Here is a 13,890-nt window from a genome sequence, read left to right as displayed (position 1 = left end):
CGCGGCCAGTTGCAGAGGATTGTTCGCAGAGAACCCTGTGCAGAGGGTTCTCTGCGCCCCTACGCTGACGACCGTGACCGACACCCCGGAGATACCCCCACGACCGGCCGTACCCGCCGCGCCGCCCATCCGGCAGATGGACGCGCGCAGCCTGCGCGGCCTCGCCCACCCCCTGCGCATGCGCATCCTGGAACTGCTGCGGCTCGACGGCCCGGACACCGCCACCGGGCTCGGCGGCCGCCTCGGCGAGAACACCGGCACGGTCAGCTGGCATCTGCGGCACCTCGCCGCCCATGGCTTCATCGAGGAGGAGACCGACCGCGGCACCCGCCGCGAACGCTGGTGGCGGGCGGTCCGGGTCGCCACCCACCTCGACACCGCCGGGTTCCGCGAGGATCCGGACACCCGCGGCGCGCTGTCCGTCTATGTGCACGAACTGGTCCAGCAGCACTTCCACCGCGTCGCCGACTACCTCACCGAGGACTGGGACGCCGAGTGGCGTGACGCCGGCACCCTCGCCCAGTGGCACGATCTGCGGCTCACGCCCGCGCAGTTGGCGGCGATGAACGCGGAGCTGGCCGAGGTCGTCGCGCGGTACCGGGCGGCGGCGCGGAGCGCGCCCGGGGACGGGGCGCCGGACGGGCAGCCGGTCCTGGTCCAGTTGCAGTCCTTCCCGCGCAAGGAGCGTGGCGCCCGGTGAGCGGACTGCTGCGCCGGCACCGGGACTTCCGGCTGCTGTGGTGCGGGGAGACGGCGGGCAAATTCGGGGCGGCGGTCACCAATGTCGCGCTGCCGCTGGTGGCGGTGACCACCCTGCACGCCTCCCCCTTCGCGGTCGGGCTGCTCGGTGCCTGCGGCTGGCTGCCCTGGCTGCTCATCGGCCTGCCGGTCGGCGCGTGGGTGGACCGGCTGCGGCGCCGTCCGCTGATGCTCGGCGCCGCCGGTCTGTCGCTGGTGCTGTTCGCCGCCGTCCCGCTCCTCGCCCGGTACGGCGGGCTCTCGCTCGGGCTGCTGCTCGCCGTGGCCCTGCTGGCCGGCACCTCGGCGGTGGTCTTCCAGACCGCCTACAGCGCCTATCTGCCCACCTTGCTCGCGCCCGCCGACCGCGCCGAGGGCAACGCCACGCTGCACGGCAGCGCCTCGGCCGCGCAGCTCGCCGGGCAGGGCACCGGTGGCCTCCTCGCCCAACTCGCCGGCGCCGTCCACGCGTTGTCCGTCAACGCCGCCACCTTCCTGCTCGCGCTGCTGTGCCTGCGCGGCATCCGGCACCGCGAGCCGCGCCCGGCCGCCCGGGACCGCGGTATCCGGACCCTGGCCGCGGAGGTCGCCGAGGGCCTGCGGCTGGTCGCCGGCGATGTCTGGTTCCGTACGCTGACGCTGTTCGGCGCCGCCTCCAACCTCGCGCTCATGGGCTACCAGTCGATCGCGGCGGTCTTCCTGGTCCGCGAGGTGGGCCTGGCCCCCGGGGCGGTCGGCGGGCTGCTGGCGCTGGGCGCCTCGGGCGGCATCGCGGGTGCCTTCCTGGCGCGCCGGGCCGCCGCCCGGTTCGGCACCGCCCGCGCCCTGCTGCTGTGCGAACTCGGCCTGTCCTGCACCGCGTTGTGCATGCCGTCGGCGGTCCACGGCGCCGGGGCGCTGCTCTACGTCGCGGGCAGCTTCGGCGTCAGCGCGGGGGTGGTCGCCGGCAACGTCCTCAAGGTGAGCTTCCAGCAGCGGTACTGCCCGCCCGCCCTGCTCGGCCGGCTGATCGCCAGCAGCGCCTTCCTCAACTACGGGACGCTGCCGCTGGGGGCGCTGCTCGGCGGGACGCTCGGCTCGGCGCTCGGCGTCCGCCCGGCCATGTGGATCATGACCGCCGGGGTGCCGCTGGCCGGGCTGATCCTGCTCTTCTCCCCGATCGGCAGGGTGCGCGACCTGCCGGTACGTCCCGCGGCGGGCGAGCGGCCGGGCGCGGACGGGGGCGGGCCGGAGCCGGAGGGACGGGCGGAGGCCGCACCGCTGCCGGGGGCCTGACGCCCCTGCCCGGGGGCCCGTCGCGGCGCGAGGGACCGTGCCGGGCGGCCCCTCACCCGACCGGCTGCGGGGCCGGCGCCTCCGCGGCCGGCGGCCCGGCGGCGGGCAGTTCGACCTCGAAGCGGCAGCCAGCCCCGGCGTTGCGCACCGTCGTCCGGCCCTGGTGCGCCTCCACGATGCCGCGCACGATCGCCAGCCCCAGCCCGGCGCCGCTCCCGCCGTCCGCACGGGGCGTACGCGCCGCACCGCCGCGCCAGCCGGTGTCGAAGACCCGCCCCAGATCCTCCGCCGGGATGCCGCCGCAGCCGTCCTCCACCGCCAGCACCACCCGGCCCTGCTCATGCCGTGCGCTGACCGCGACCGTCCCGTCGGCCGGGGTCGCGCGGATCGCGTTGACCAGCAGATTGCCCAGGACGCGGGTGATCTGCTGGGCGTCCACGTGCACCGGCAGCGGCACCACCCCGCCGTCCACCAGCCGCACCCCGCTCTTGCGCGCCAGCGGCCCGGCGCCCGCGAGGGCCTCGTCCACCAGGTCGTAGACCGACACCCGCGACAGCGTCAGGGCCAGCGCCCCGGCCTGGATCCGGGAGAGTTCGAAGAGGTCGTCGACCATGGCGGCCAGCCGGTCCACCTCGACCCGCATCCGTGCGTGGTAGCGGGCGGTGTCCTCGGCGACCCCGTCCTCCAGCGCCTCGGCCATCGCCCGCAGCCCGGCGAGCGGGGTGCGCAGATCGTGCGAGATCCCGGCGATCAGCTCCCGCCGGGAGGCCTCCAGCGCCCGCTCGCGCTCCCGCGCCTCGGCCAGCCGGGCGCTGGTCTCCTCCAACGCGCCGGACAGCGCGGCGAGTTCGGCGGTGGGCGGCTCGGCGGGCGCCACGAAGCCGCCCTCGCTGCCGACCGTACGGGCCGAGCGCGCCAGCTCCCGGCTGCCCGCCGCGATCCGCCGCCCGAAGAGCAGCGCGGCCGCCAGCGACACCACTCCGGAGACGGCCACCACGGCCATCACCACGCCCAGGTCGTGCCCCGACAGGAACATCGCCTGGGCGACCGCCACCGTGCCCGCCGCCATCGCGGCCACCGCCAGCGCCGCCACCGCGAACAGCGACAGCGCCACCGAGCGCCGCCGCAGGACCCGCACCGCGGGCGCGGCGACCAGCCCGGCCACCGTCGCGCCGAGCGCCGCCAGGGCCACGATCACCAGGAAGTCCGTCATGGCAGCAGATCGCCTCCGAGCAGCGGGCCGTCCTGCTCCGGCGGCTCCTCGCGCGCCGGGTCGAAGCGGTAGCCGGCGCCCCAGACCGTCGTCACCAGCCGGGGCGCGGCCGGGTCCGCCTCGATCTTCTCGCGCAGCCGCCGCACATGCACGGTCACCGTGGACAGGTCGCCGAACTCCCAGCCCCAGACCCGCTGCAGCAGTTCCTCCCGCGCGAAGACCTGCCCGGGATGCCGCATCAGGAAGACGAGCAGGTCGAACTCGCGGGTGGTGAGGGAGAGTTCACGTCCTCCGCGGGCGGCCCGCCGGCCGGCCGGGTCCGCGCTGAGGTCCCCGGCCCGCAGCACGGCGGCGGCCGCCGCGGCCGGCGGCGCGGACTCCGCGCGGCGCAGCACCGAGCCGATCCGCAGCACCAGCTCGCGCGGGCTGAACGGCTTGGTCACATAGTCGTCCGCGCCCAGCTCCAGGCCCAGGATGCGGTCCGCCTCCTCGCCGCGGGCGGTCAGCATCACCACCGGCACCGCGGGGCCGTCGGCGGAGCGGCGCAGCCGGCGGCACACCTCCAGGCCGTCCAGGCCCGGCAGCATCAGATCGAGCACGACGAGATGCGGGCGGAAGTCCGCGGCCCGGTCGAGGGCGGCGAAGCCGTCGGCGGCGTGCTCGGTGGTGTAGCCGGCGCGGGAGAGGTAGCCGGTGACGACCTCGGCGACGGTCGGATCGTCCTCGACGACCAGGACGCGGCGCGGCGGCCCGGCGGCGGGGGCGGGCGGCGGTGCGGCGGGCGGGGTGGCGGGGGGCACGGGGTCAGCCCGTCTTTCCCGGGAGGCGGGTCATGGCCCCAGCCAACACCAGCGCGGGCGGCGGCGGGCGGTCGGGGCGGCATCCGTAAGACTTCGGTCACCGGTTCCCCGTTACCGGGAGTCCGGGAGTCCTGGAGGGGGAAGCGGACGCGGCGGCTCCGGCGGCTCCGGCGGCCGGGCGGCCCCGGCGGCTCAGCCCTCCAGCCCCTCCCGTACCCGCCGCGACACCGTGATCGCGTACAGGTCGAGGACGCCCGGCGGCTCCGCGAGGCCGGGGCCGCCGGCGCGTATCCAGGCGGCGATGTCGGCCAGCGCGTCGTCGTCGTTGACCAGTCCCAGCCACACCGGCCGCCCGCCGGCCGCCCGCCCCGCGGCCGACGGCTGGACCACGATCACGTTCGCCTGGTCGCAGACGTCCAGGCACTCCGAGGCCCGCACCGGCGCCGCGCCGTCGAGCGCCGCGCGCAACCGCGGTATCTGCCCGGCGTGGTCGACTCCCGGAATCTTGGCCGCGTCGCCGCAGCAGCAGCCGCGGCACACGGTGACCCGGCACGGGGCGGCGGTGGCCGCCCGGCCGGCACGCTTGTCGATCATCCGGCTCATGCTACGGGGGCCGCCCCGGCGCACGGCACGGGGATCCGGGGCACGGCACCGGGGCACGGAGCGGGGTACGGCGCGGCGACGCGAGGCATCGGCGGCTCCGGCCGGTCACCCGCCGTGGTGCGGCGTGGCCCGCCCCCCAGGACGGACGGGATACCGACCCGGCCCCGGGTCAATCTAAATGCAACAATAAATGCGTTTGCGTTTCTTCGCCGTCCCCCGTACTGTCGTGCTCGTCCCATTGCCGCCGATCGGAGAAGGCCGTTGCTCGTCTGAGGTCCTGAGACACCGCGCCCGTAAGAGGCGAATCCGCCCCTGTGCTCCCGTATTTCCGGAGCGGTGGATTCCTGCCCGGCGCAGCCTGTCCGTGACCTCGGCGTACCGCAACCGCGTACCCCGGCGCACCCCGCGTGTATGACGCGGTGTCTCCCCGCGCAGTCCCTTTCTTCCCTCGCGCCCAGGAGACCCGTATGTCCATGCCCCCCGCCTCCGCCTCCATCGTCTGCACCGGCCTCGACTTCGCCTGGCCCGACGGCACCCCCGTCCTGGCGGACTTCCCGCTGACCGTCGGCCCCGGCCGCACGGGCCTGATCGGCCTCAACGGGGCGGGAAAATCCACCCTGTTGAAGCTGATCGCGGGCGAGCTGACCCCGGCCGCCGGCAGCATCAAGGTCGCCGGCGAGGTCGGCTACCTCCCGCAGCACGCCCCGCTCGACACCCTCCTGCGGGTCGACGAGGTCCTCGGCATCGCCGGGGCCCGCGCCGCCCTGCACGCCATCGAGGGCGGCGACGCCCGCGAGGAGCACTTCACCGCCCTCGGTGACGACTGGGACGTCGAGGAGCGCGCCCGCGCCACCCTCGACCAGCTCGGGCTGCCCGGTCTCGACCTCGACCGCACCATCGGCGAGGTGTCCGGCGGCGAGTGCGTCCTGCTGCGGCTGGCGGCCCTGCTGCTGCGCCGGCCGGACGTGCTGCTGCTCGACGAGCCCACCAACAACCTCGACCGGGCGGCCCGCGAGCGGCTGTACACCGCGGTCGACGGCTGGTCCAAGGTGCTCGTCGTGGTCAGCCATGACCGCGAACTCCTCCAGCTGGTCGACCGGATCGCCGACCTGCGCGACGGCGAGGTCCACTGGTACGCCGGCAACTATGCAGCCTACGAAGAGGCCCTGGCCGTCGAGCAGGAGGCGGCCGAGCGGATGCTGCGCGTCGCCGAGGCCGACGTCCAGCGGCAGAAGCGCGAACTGTCCGAAGCGCAGGTCAAGTTGGCCCGCCGGGTCCGCTACGGCAACAAGATGGCCGCCAACAAGCGCGAGCCGAAGATCGTCATGAACGAGCGCAAGAGGGCGGCCCAGGTCTCCGCCGGCAAGCACCGCACCCTGCACACCGAACGCCTCAAGGAGGCCAGGGACCGCCTCGACGAGGCCGCCGAGGCCGTCCGGGACGACGAGGAGATCCGTATCGACCTGCCGCACACCGCCGTACCCCCCGGCCGGACCGTGCTCCGCCTCGACGCCCTGCGCACCCGCTATGGCGCCCCCGCCGACCTGGAGGTGCGCGGCCCCGAGCGGATCGCGCTGACCGGCCGCAACGGCTCCGGCAAGACCACCCTGCTGCGCACCGTCGCCGGCGAGATCCCGCCCGCGGCCGGCACGGCCCGGGTCGACGTCCCGCACCGCTTCCTGCCGCAGCGCCTCGACGTCCTCGACGACGCGCTGACCGTCGCCGAGAACGTCGCCCGCTTCGCCCCGGACGCGAGCAACAACCACATCCGGGCCCGGCTCGCCCGCTTCCTGTTCAAGGGCTCCCGGGCCGACCAGCGGGCCGGCACGCTCTCCGGCGGCGAACGCTTCCGCGCCTCGCTCGCCGCGCTGCTGCTCGCCGAGCCGTCCCCGCAGCTGCTGCTGCTCGACGAGCCGACCAACAACCTCGACCTCGCCTCGGTCCGCCGGCTCGTCACGGCCCTGGAGTCCTACGAGGGCGCCCTGGTCGTCGTCAGCCACGACCCGGTGTTCCTGGAGGAGATCGGCATCACCCGATGGCTGACACTGGAGGACGGTGAACTGACCGGCACGGTACCGATGTAGTCCCCCGGACCGGTGCGGGCCCCTGTACCGGTGCGGGCCCGGTGCCCGCACCGGTCCGTCCGCCACGGTGTTCAGCCCTGCCGGCGACCGCCCCACCGCTCCCGGGCGGCCGCGCCGAACAGCTCCAGCGTCGCCCCGCACTGCGAATGCAGCGGCACCGGCAGGGTCTCGGGGGTGAACCACGCGAGCGTGTCGGACTTGTGCGGCTCGCCGATCCGCACCGCGTCCGGCTCCACCCGTACGGCGAAGACCACCGCGACCCAGTGCGAGCCGACCGGGTCACCGCGCAGCACATTGCGCACCCCGACCTGCTCGATGCCGAGCGGCCGCACGCCGTACTCCTCGTGCACCTCCCGGGCCACGGCCGTCTCGAAGGACTCACCGAACTCCAGCGCCCCCGCGCCGCAGTCCCAGGTCCCCGGCTCGTCCCGGGCCCCCGCACCGCGCCGGGCCAGCAGAACCCGCCCACCGCCGTCATGGCACACGAACACACAGGACACCCTGGGCTCTTGGGCCCCCGCGCTTCCCACCGCCGCCACGTCCCCTCGCCTCCCTCTCCGCCTCAGAAGTGCCGCAGCAGCTCACCGAACGCCGACAGCCGCAGCACCTTCTTGTCGGCCGGATCCAGCTCACCGTGCTCCAGCACCCAGGTGTGCCGGTGGGGGATGAACACCGCGTTCAGGCCGGCCGAACGGGCCGGCAGGATGTCCGACTTCGGGGAGTTCCCGATCATCCAGGTGGCGGCCGGCACCAGATCGTAGGCGCGGATCAGCTCCTCGTACGTCGCGGTGTTCTTCTCCGCCACGATGTGCACGCCCCGGAAGTGCCCGGTCAGCCCGGACGCCGCCACCTTCCGCCGCTGCTCCTCGGTGTCGCCCTTGGTCAGCAGCAGCAGTTCGTGCCGGCGCGCCAGCTCGGCCAGCGTCCCGGCGACCTCGGGCATCAGCTCCACCCGGTCCCCGGCGAAGGCCGCCGCCCACCCGGCGATCCGCGCCGACTCCGCGGCCGTCGCGGCCCGCCCCCGCAGCCGGGCCACACACTCGCCGAGGCTGTGCAGGAAGACCTTGCTGCCGTAGCCGAGGGTCACCGCGTTCGCCGCCTCGATCCCGTCGAGCACGGCGCGCACCCCGGCCGGGTCGAGCCCGGGAGCGGTCATCCACTCCAGGAACTCGTCGATGACCCGCTCATAGATCACGTTGTTCTCCCACAACGTGTCATCCGCATCGAAGATCAGCATCCGCGGCCCGCCCTTTCCCCATGTCACCGACCCGCGCACCCTACGCACGCACCCGGCCGGCCCGCACCGGGAATTCGCCGCGGACGGGCTCCACCCGAGGCCGCCCGACGGGCCCCGCCCGGACCTCACGCCTGCGGCGCGCCGTCCGCCCACTCCGCCAGCCGCAGCCCGCTCTCGAACCGCCGCACCCGCCCGTCGACCGGATCGGTGAACTCCAGCACCCGGGCCAGCAGTTGTAGCGGCGCGGAGAAATCGTCCGGGGCCGGATCCAGGACCACCGGATAGACCGGATCGTGCAGGATCGGCAGTCCGAGAGCGTTCATGTGCACCCGCAGCTGGTGGGTACGGCCGGTGGTGGGCAGCAGCCGGTAGCGCCCGAGCCCGCCGCGCCGCTCGACCAGCTCGATCCGGCTCTCCGCGTTGGGCGCCCCGGCCTCCTCGCGTGCGGCGATCACCCCGCGCTCCTTCACGATCCGGCTGCGCACGGTCACCGGCAGCGCCACCCGCCCGTCGTACGGCGCCACCGCCTCGTACTCCTTGCGCACCCGCCGCTCGCCGAACAGCCCCTGGTACGCGCCCCGGTCCTCGGGCCGCACGACGAACAGCGCCAGCCCCGCCGTCAGCCGGTCGAGCCGGTGCGCGGGCTGCAACGCGGGCAGCCCCAGCTCACGGCGCAGCCGGGCCAGCGCGGTCTCGGTGATGTGCCGCCCGCGCGGCGTCGTGGCCAGAAAGTGCGGCTTGTCGGCGACCACGATCCGGTCGTCCCGGTGGACGATCCCGATCTCGAACGGCACCGGTACCTCCGGTTCGAAGTCCCGGTGGAACCACACATGGCCCCCCGGCACATACGGCTCGTCGCCCCGGAGCACCCCGTCCGCGCCGAAGAACCGGCCCGCCGCCAGCATCGCGTCCACCCGCCCGGCCCCGATCGCCCCCGCGAACCGCTCGACGAGATGCTCCCGCACCGTCCCCCACCGCCCCTCCGGATCGGCGGGCAGCCGCACCCGCACGGGGTCGATGCCGTCGCGCTGCGGAAGCGGGGAAGGGGGAACGGGGGATCTGCGTCTCACGTGGCAAGAGAACACCGGGCGGCCGGTCGACTCAAGTCGCGGCCGGTGGCGCGGGCGGCGGGGCGGGGTGAACGACCCACTCCCGCACGGCCCGCGCCGCGCCTCCCGCCACCGCGGCCGTCTCACCGCCGCGGCAGCAGCGCCGCCGCCCCCACCGCCACGGCCACCACCAGCGCGCCGGCGAGCGCCAGGCTCTCCCGCATCCCCGCCATGAAGCCCCCCGCGAGGAGCGCGCCGAAGACGGCGATGGCGAGCGCGCCGCCCGTCTGGCGGGCGGTGTTGAGCAGCGCCGCCGCCGTGCCGGCCCGCTCCGGGGCCAGGCTGTTGAGCATCAGGGACGTCAGCGCCGGCATGGCGAGCGAGCCGCCGACGCCCAGCGGGATCATCAGCAGCGCGACCGCCCACCCGGGCGTACCGGTCCCGACGGCGAGCAGCTCAGCGCAGCCCAGCGCGCAGATCAGCAGGCCCGAGACGACCACCGCCCGCGCGCCGAAGCGGGAGACCGCCCGCGGCGAGAAGTAGTTGAAGGGCGTGGTGACCACCGCCACCGGCACGAACATCAGCCCGGCCGACAGCGCCGACTGCCCCCGCTGCTCCTGGAAGAACAGACCCAGCACGAACACCCCGCCGTAGAAAGCGGTGTTGACGGCGAAGCCGGCGAGGACCGGCACCACGACCCCGCGCTGCCGGAACAGCTCCAGCGGCAGCATCGGCGCCCGCCCCCGCGCCTCCGCGGCCACGAACCCGGCCCCGGACAGCACCGCGACCCCGGCGGCGACGGCCACCGTGCCGGTGAGCCCGCCGTGCCCGCCCTCGATCACGGCGAAGGTCAGCGCGGCCAGCGCGAGGACCGCCGTCAGCTGCCCCGGCAGGTCGAACGCGGCACGGTGGCGCGGGGAGCGCGCCGCCCGCAGCAGGAGCGCGAGCGCGGCGGTCCCGGCCGGCACGTTCAGGCAGAACACGGCGCGCCAGGTCCACGCTGTGGTGAGCAGCCCGCCCAGGACCGGCCCGGCGGCGATGGCCACCGCGCCGCCGACGGTCCACAGCGCGACGCCCCGCGCCCGGGCCGCCGGCTCGGGGAACGCCTGCCGGATCAGCGCCAGCGAGGCGGGCACCATCACCGCCGCCGCGCTGCCCTGCACCACCCGTGCCGCCGTCAGCGCCCCGAGCGTCGGCGCCGCGCCGCAGGCCAGCGAGGCGAGGGTGAAGACGCCCAGCCCCCAGGCGTACGCGCGCCGCGCCCCGACCGCGTCCGAGAGCGCGCCGGCGGAGAGCATCAGCGCCGCGAACATCAGCGTGTAGCTGTCGGCGACCCACTGGAGCCCCGCCAGGGAGCCGCCGAACGCGTGCCCGATGGCGGGCAGCGCGACATTGACGCCGGAGACATCCAGCGTGATCACGAAGAACCCGAGGACGGCCGCGGTCAGGGCCGCACCGGCCGAACTTGGCAGCCCCGCCGCACCCCGGCCCTTCTGACCCTGAACCCCGGACTCCGCTTCCCCTCCCGCGTCCGCCACGGATCGCGTGCCGTGCATCGTCTGCCGCCCCTCCCTGTCCCGTCCCCGCCGGATGCGGAGACGGAAGGCAGCCTGCTCGGCGTCCGCGCACCCCGGTAGACCGAGCCGTACCGGGGCGCGGCGTTCCAGGCCCTGACACGGCCCCCCTGAACACCTGACCTTTTGCGACACTTGTCGGATGAGCGAAGGCACGGAACTGGGCCGCTTCCTCCGCGCCCGCCGCGGGCAGATCGGGCCGCGGGAGGTCGGCCTGCCCGCCGGTACGGGCATCCGCCGCACTCCGGGGCTGCGCCGCGAGGAGCTGGCGACGCTGGCCGGGGTCAGCGTCGACTACTACACGCGGCTGGAGCGCGGCCGTGAGACCCGGCCCTCGCCCGCCGTCGTCGCCGCGCTCGGCGAGGTGCTCCGCCTCACCCCCGACGCCCTGCGGCGGCTCCACGAGCTGGTGGCGCTCGCCGCGGGCCAGGCCCCGGCGCCGTCCCCGGGCCCGTCCCGCGCGGTACGGGAGTCGGTGCGCACCCTGCTGGAGACGCTGCGTCCCGCACCGGCCTACGTCGTCAGCAGCGCCAACGACCTGCTGGCCGCCAACCGCCCCGGCCTGCGCCTCCTCCCCGGCATCACGGACTGGCCGCCGGAGCGCCGCAACCTCACCCGCTACCTGTTCCTGCACCCCATGGGCCGCAGCCTCTACCGCGACTGGGAGGAGATGGCGGCGCACAGCGCGGCCCACCTGCGGGCCATCGCGGGAGCCGACCCTGACATGCCGGAGCTGGACCGGCTGGTCGGCGAACTCGTGCTGAAGAGCCCGGAGTTCGCCCGGCTGTGGGAGCGCTACGACGTACGGGCCCGCGGCGGCGGCCACAAGCACTTCCGGCACCCGGAGGTGGGCTCCATGCGCCTCAGCTTCGAGGTCATGGAGATCCTCCGCACGAACGGCCAGCGCCTCGTCACCTACCAGGCACCCCCCGGCACCCCCGACCACGACGCCCTCCTCCTGCTCGACATGGCCAGCCCCAGAGAGCCGTCCCCCGCCGAGGAGGCCGAACGGTAACCGCGGAGACACGCGGAAACAGTTCGGCGGGCAGTGACCGTACGGTCACTGCCCGCCGAACTGTGTACTTCTCTGTGTCCGAGGGGGGACTTGAACCCCCACGCCCGATAAAGGGCACTAGCACCTCAAGCTAGCGCGTCTGCCATTCCGCCACCCGGACAAGGTGTCTGCCGGTGCGGCCTGGGCCGTTCCGACGTGGAAAACAATAGCAAACCTTCGCGGGTGGTCGATCACCCGCACCAGGTGCCCCCCAAGCGGCTGTGACCAGGGCATGTCGGGAGTATGGCGCCCTTGGGCACAGGCGGTGGCGGGTGGAGGATGGCGGTGGACCCCGCCGCGGGCCGTGCTCCCCGGGGGTGCGAGACGCGGCCGTGAACCCAGAGGAGGCAGTGTGAGCGAGCACCGCGAGCGAACCGTGGAAGGGTGCGAGCCCCGCGCACGCGAGGCCGGGCGAAGCGAGGTTTCGGCATGAGCGAGTCGCAGACGGGCCGCACGGTCACCGGCGAGGACGAGGTCGTCGACCTGTGCCGGGACCTGATCAGGATCGACACCAGCAACTACGGCGACCACTCGGGCCCGGGGGAGCGGGCCGCCGCCGAGTACGTCGCGGAGAAGCTCGCCGAGGTCGGCCTGGAGCCGCAGTTCTTCGAGTCCCACAAGGGCCGCGCCTCGACCGTCGCCCGCATCGAGGGCGAGGACCGCTCGCGGCCCGGGCTGCTCATCCACGGGCACACCGACGTCGTCCCGGCCAACGCCGAGGACTGGACCCACCACCCCTTCTCGGGCGAGATCGCCGACGGGTGCATCTGGGGCCGCGGTGCGGTCGACATGAAGGACATGGACGCGATGACGCTGGCCGTCGTCCGCGACCGGCTGCGCACCGGGCGCAAGCCCCCGCGCGACATCGTGCTGGCGTTCCTCGCCGACGAGGAGGCGGGCGGCACCTACGGCGCGCGCTATCTCGTCGATCACCACCCGCACCTCTTCGAGGGCGTCACGGAGGCGATCAGCGAGGTCGGCGGCTTCTCCTTCACCGTGAACGAGAAGGTGCGGCTCTACCTCATCGAGACGGCCCAGAAGGGCATGCACTGGATGAAGCTGACCGTGGACGGCAACGCCGGGCACGGTTCGATGATCCACAAGGACAACGCGATCACCGAACTGTCCGAGGCGGTCGGCCGGTTGGGCCGCCACGAGTTCCCGGTCCGGGTGACCAAGACGCTGCGGTCCTTCCTCGACCAGCTCGGGGACGCGCTGGGCACCGAGCTCGACCCCGAGGACATGGACGCCACGCTGGCCAAGCTCGGCGGGATCGCCAAGCTGATCGGCGCCTCGCTCAAGAACACCGCCAACCCGACCCAGCTGGGCGCCGGCTACAAGGTCAACGTCATCCCCGGCCAGGCCACCGCGCACGTTGACGGCCGGTTCCTGCCGGGCCACGAGGAGGAGTTCCTGGCCGACCTGGACCGGCTCCTGGGCCCCCGGGTCAAGCGCGAGGACGTGCACGCCGACAAGGCGCTGGAGACCACCTTCGACGGCGCGCTGGTCGAGGCGATGCAGTCGGCGCTGCAGGCCGAGGACCCGATCGCCCGGGCCGTGCCGTACATGCTCTCCGCCGGCACGGACGCCAAGTCCTTCGACGATCTCGGTATCCGCGGGTTCGGCTTCGCCCCGCTGAAACTCCCGCCGGAGCTGGACTTCGCAGGAATGTTCCACGGCGTGGACGAGCGGGTGCCGGTGGACGGACTGAAGTTCGGGGTGCGGGTGCTCGACCGGTTCATCGAGCAGAGCTGAATACGGTGTGAATCTCCTGCCTCCGGCGCCGAGTTCGCTGAATCGGGTGAACACGCCGATGTGTTCGTAGCTTCAACGGCCTTTTCTTCGTTGCAGTGAGTGCGGTCCGCGGCTGGGATCGTCATTGCCTACAAGGAGGAATAATGATCAAGAAGGTCGCCGCTGCTGCGGCGCTGGCCGGTGGTGTCGTGCTCGCCGGTGCTGGCCTGGCCGTTGCGGACTCGGGTGCCCAGGGTGCGTCGCTGAACTCCCCCGGTGTGGTGTCCGGCAACGTGATCCAGGTTCCGGTGCACGTTCCGGTGAACGCCTGCGGCAACACGATCTCCGTGGTCGGCCTGCTGAACCCCTCCTTCGGCGAGTACTGCGTCAACAAGTGACTTTCTGACGTCCTTTGGCGTTGTACCTGCACCCGTAAGGGTCCGACTCGGCGCAGCTGTGGAAAGCGAATTCTGCATTCCGGAGCCGCTGAGGATATTTAGGCGGACGGGTGGGTCCCTTCGGGGATCGT

The 13,890-nt window shown here is 74.1% G+C and carries 13 protein-coding genes and 1 tRNA gene; 6 read left to right on the top strand and 8 right to left on the bottom strand.

The features are described 5' to 3' along the window. Nucleotides 1-73 precede the first annotated feature (73 nt). Nucleotides 74-700 (top strand): helix-turn-helix domain-containing protein, encoded by a 627-nt coding sequence (locus IEY78_RS23845; RefSeq protein ID WP_373294228.1) that lies wholly within the window; start codon nucleotides 74-76, stop codon nucleotides 698-700. After that, a complete protein-coding gene (locus IEY78_RS23840; protein WP_189101466.1) occupies nucleotides 697-2,013 on the top strand; it encodes an MFS transporter in 1,317 nt (438 codons plus the stop codon). Before IEY78_RS23845 ends, IEY78_RS23840 begins: the two co-directional genes overlap by 4 nt. 52 nt (nucleotides 2,014-2,065) lie before the next feature. Here IEY78_RS23840 and IEY78_RS23835 read toward each other — a convergent pair whose 3' ends face one another. The 3 genes from IEY78_RS23835 to IEY78_RS23825 form a co-directional block, all read right to left on the bottom strand. After that, nucleotides 2,066-3,226, bottom strand: a complete 1,161-nt coding sequence (locus IEY78_RS23835) for a sensor histidine kinase (RefSeq protein ID WP_189101465.1) — start codon at nucleotides 3,224-3,226, stop codon at nucleotides 2,066-2,068. Further along, on the bottom strand, nucleotides 3,223-4,026 hold the full coding sequence (locus IEY78_RS23830) for a response regulator transcription factor (RefSeq protein WP_189101463.1): 804 nt from the start codon (nucleotides 4,024-4,026) through the stop codon (nucleotides 3,223-3,225). Before IEY78_RS23830 ends, IEY78_RS23835 begins: the two co-directional genes overlap by 4 nt. A 192-nt stretch (nucleotides 4,027-4,218) precedes the next feature. After that, complete coding sequence (locus tag IEY78_RS23825; RefSeq protein ID WP_189101462.1) at nucleotides 4,219-4,620, bottom strand: (2Fe-2S) ferredoxin domain-containing protein; 402 nt, start codon at nucleotides 4,618-4,620, stop codon at nucleotides 4,219-4,221. 476 nt (nucleotides 4,621-5,096) lie between these two features. Here IEY78_RS23825 and IEY78_RS23820 point away from each other — a divergent pair, with 476 nt between their 5' ends. Continuing rightward, nucleotides 5,097-6,713: an ABC-F family ATP-binding cassette domain-containing protein gene (locus IEY78_RS23820; protein WP_189101460.1), complete on the top strand. Its 1,617-nt coding sequence runs from the start codon at nucleotides 5,097-5,099 to the stop codon at nucleotides 6,711-6,713. 71 nt (nucleotides 6,714-6,784) lie between these two features. Here the strand turns inward: IEY78_RS23820 and IEY78_RS23815 are convergent, their stop codons facing one another. The 4 genes from IEY78_RS23815 to IEY78_RS23800 all read right to left on the bottom strand — a co-directional run bounded on the left by IEY78_RS23815 (nucleotide 6,785) and on the right by IEY78_RS23800 (nucleotide 10,555). Continuing rightward, nucleotides 6,785-7,204 carry an NUDIX hydrolase gene (locus IEY78_RS23815; protein ID WP_229700136.1) on the bottom strand — a complete coding sequence of 140 codons (420 nt, stop codon included), beginning with the start codon at nucleotides 7,202-7,204 and terminating at the stop codon, nucleotides 6,785-6,787. A gap of 71 nt (nucleotides 7,205-7,275) precedes the next feature. After that, nucleotides 7,276-7,950 carry an HAD family hydrolase gene (locus IEY78_RS23810; protein WP_189101456.1) on the bottom strand — a complete coding sequence of 225 codons (675 nt, stop codon included), beginning with the start codon at nucleotides 7,948-7,950 and terminating at the stop codon, nucleotides 7,276-7,278. Nucleotides 7,951-8,075: 125 nt separating this feature from the next. Next, nucleotides 8,076-9,020 carry an RluA family pseudouridine synthase gene (locus IEY78_RS23805; RefSeq protein WP_189101454.1) on the bottom strand — a complete coding sequence of 315 codons (945 nt, stop codon included), beginning with the start codon at nucleotides 9,018-9,020 and terminating at the stop codon, nucleotides 8,076-8,078. A 122-nt stretch (nucleotides 9,021-9,142) separates the two neighbouring features. Then, nucleotides 9,143-10,555, bottom strand: coding sequence for an MFS transporter (locus IEY78_RS23800; RefSeq protein ID WP_229700135.1), 1,413 nt, complete (start codon nucleotides 10,553-10,555; stop codon nucleotides 9,143-9,145). A 160-nt stretch (nucleotides 10,556-10,715) separates the two neighbouring features. Between IEY78_RS23800 and IEY78_RS23795 the strand changes: the two genes are divergently transcribed. Then, nucleotides 10,716-11,588: a helix-turn-helix transcriptional regulator gene (locus IEY78_RS23795; RefSeq protein WP_189101452.1), complete on the top strand. Its 873-nt coding sequence runs from the start codon at nucleotides 10,716-10,718 to the stop codon at nucleotides 11,586-11,588. Between the two features lie 75 nt (nucleotides 11,589-11,663). Here IEY78_RS23795 and IEY78_RS23790 read toward each other — a convergent pair. Then, a tRNA-Leu gene (locus tag IEY78_RS23790) sits at nucleotides 11,664-11,748 on the bottom strand. A gap of 308 nt (nucleotides 11,749-12,056) precedes the next feature. Between IEY78_RS23790 and IEY78_RS23785 the strand changes: the two genes are divergently transcribed. Both IEY78_RS23785 and IEY78_RS23780 read left to right on the top strand, forming a co-directional pair. Then, on the top strand, nucleotides 12,057-13,382 hold the full coding sequence (locus IEY78_RS23785; protein ID WP_189101450.1) for a M20/M25/M40 family metallo-hydrolase: 1,326 nt from the start codon (nucleotides 12,057-12,059) through the stop codon (nucleotides 13,380-13,382). Between the two features lie 143 nt (nucleotides 13,383-13,525). After that, nucleotides 13,526-13,759, top strand: coding sequence for a chaplin (locus IEY78_RS23780; protein WP_189101447.1), 234 nt, complete (start codon nucleotides 13,526-13,528; stop codon nucleotides 13,757-13,759). The last annotated feature ends 131 nt before the right edge of the window (nucleotides 13,760-13,890 follow it).

It is taken from the genome of Streptomyces kronopolitis (assembly GCF_014646275.1).
In the GTDB taxonomy this organism is placed as follows: Bacteria; Actinomycetota; Actinomycetes; order Streptomycetales; family Streptomycetaceae; genus Streptomyces; species Streptomyces kronopolitis.
The sequence above is the reverse complement of the archived record's forward strand: the minus strand, read 5'-3'. Positions and strand labels throughout refer to the sequence as shown.

Coding starts and splice junctions, on each gene's coding strand:
- IEY78_RS23835 (WP_189101465.1), bottom strand. CDS start 3,226: ATGACGGACTTCCTGGTGATCGTGGCCCTGGCGGCGCTCGGCGCGACG.
- IEY78_RS23825 (WP_189101462.1), bottom strand. CDS start 4,620: ATGATCGACAAGCGTGCCGGCCGGGCGGCCACCGCCGCCCCGTGCCGG.
- IEY78_RS23820 (WP_189101460.1), top strand. CDS start 5,097: ATGTCCATGCCCCCCGCCTCCGCCTCCATCGTCTGCACCGGCCTCGAC.
- IEY78_RS23810 (WP_189101456.1), bottom strand. CDS start 7,950: ATGCTGATCTTCGATGCGGATGACACGTTGTGGGAGAACAACGTGATC.
- IEY78_RS23800 (WP_229700135.1), bottom strand. CDS start 10,555: ATGCACGGCACGCGATCCGTGGCGGACGCGGGAGGGGAAGCGGAGTCC.
- IEY78_RS23795 (WP_189101452.1), top strand. CDS start 10,716: ATGAGCGAAGGCACGGAACTGGGCCGCTTCCTCCGCGCCCGCCGCGGG.
- IEY78_RS23785 (WP_189101450.1), top strand. CDS start 12,057: ATGAGCGAGTCGCAGACGGGCCGCACGGTCACCGGCGAGGACGAGGTC.
- IEY78_RS23780 (WP_189101447.1), top strand. CDS start 13,526: ATGATCAAGAAGGTCGCCGCTGCTGCGGCGCTGGCCGGTGGTGTCGTG.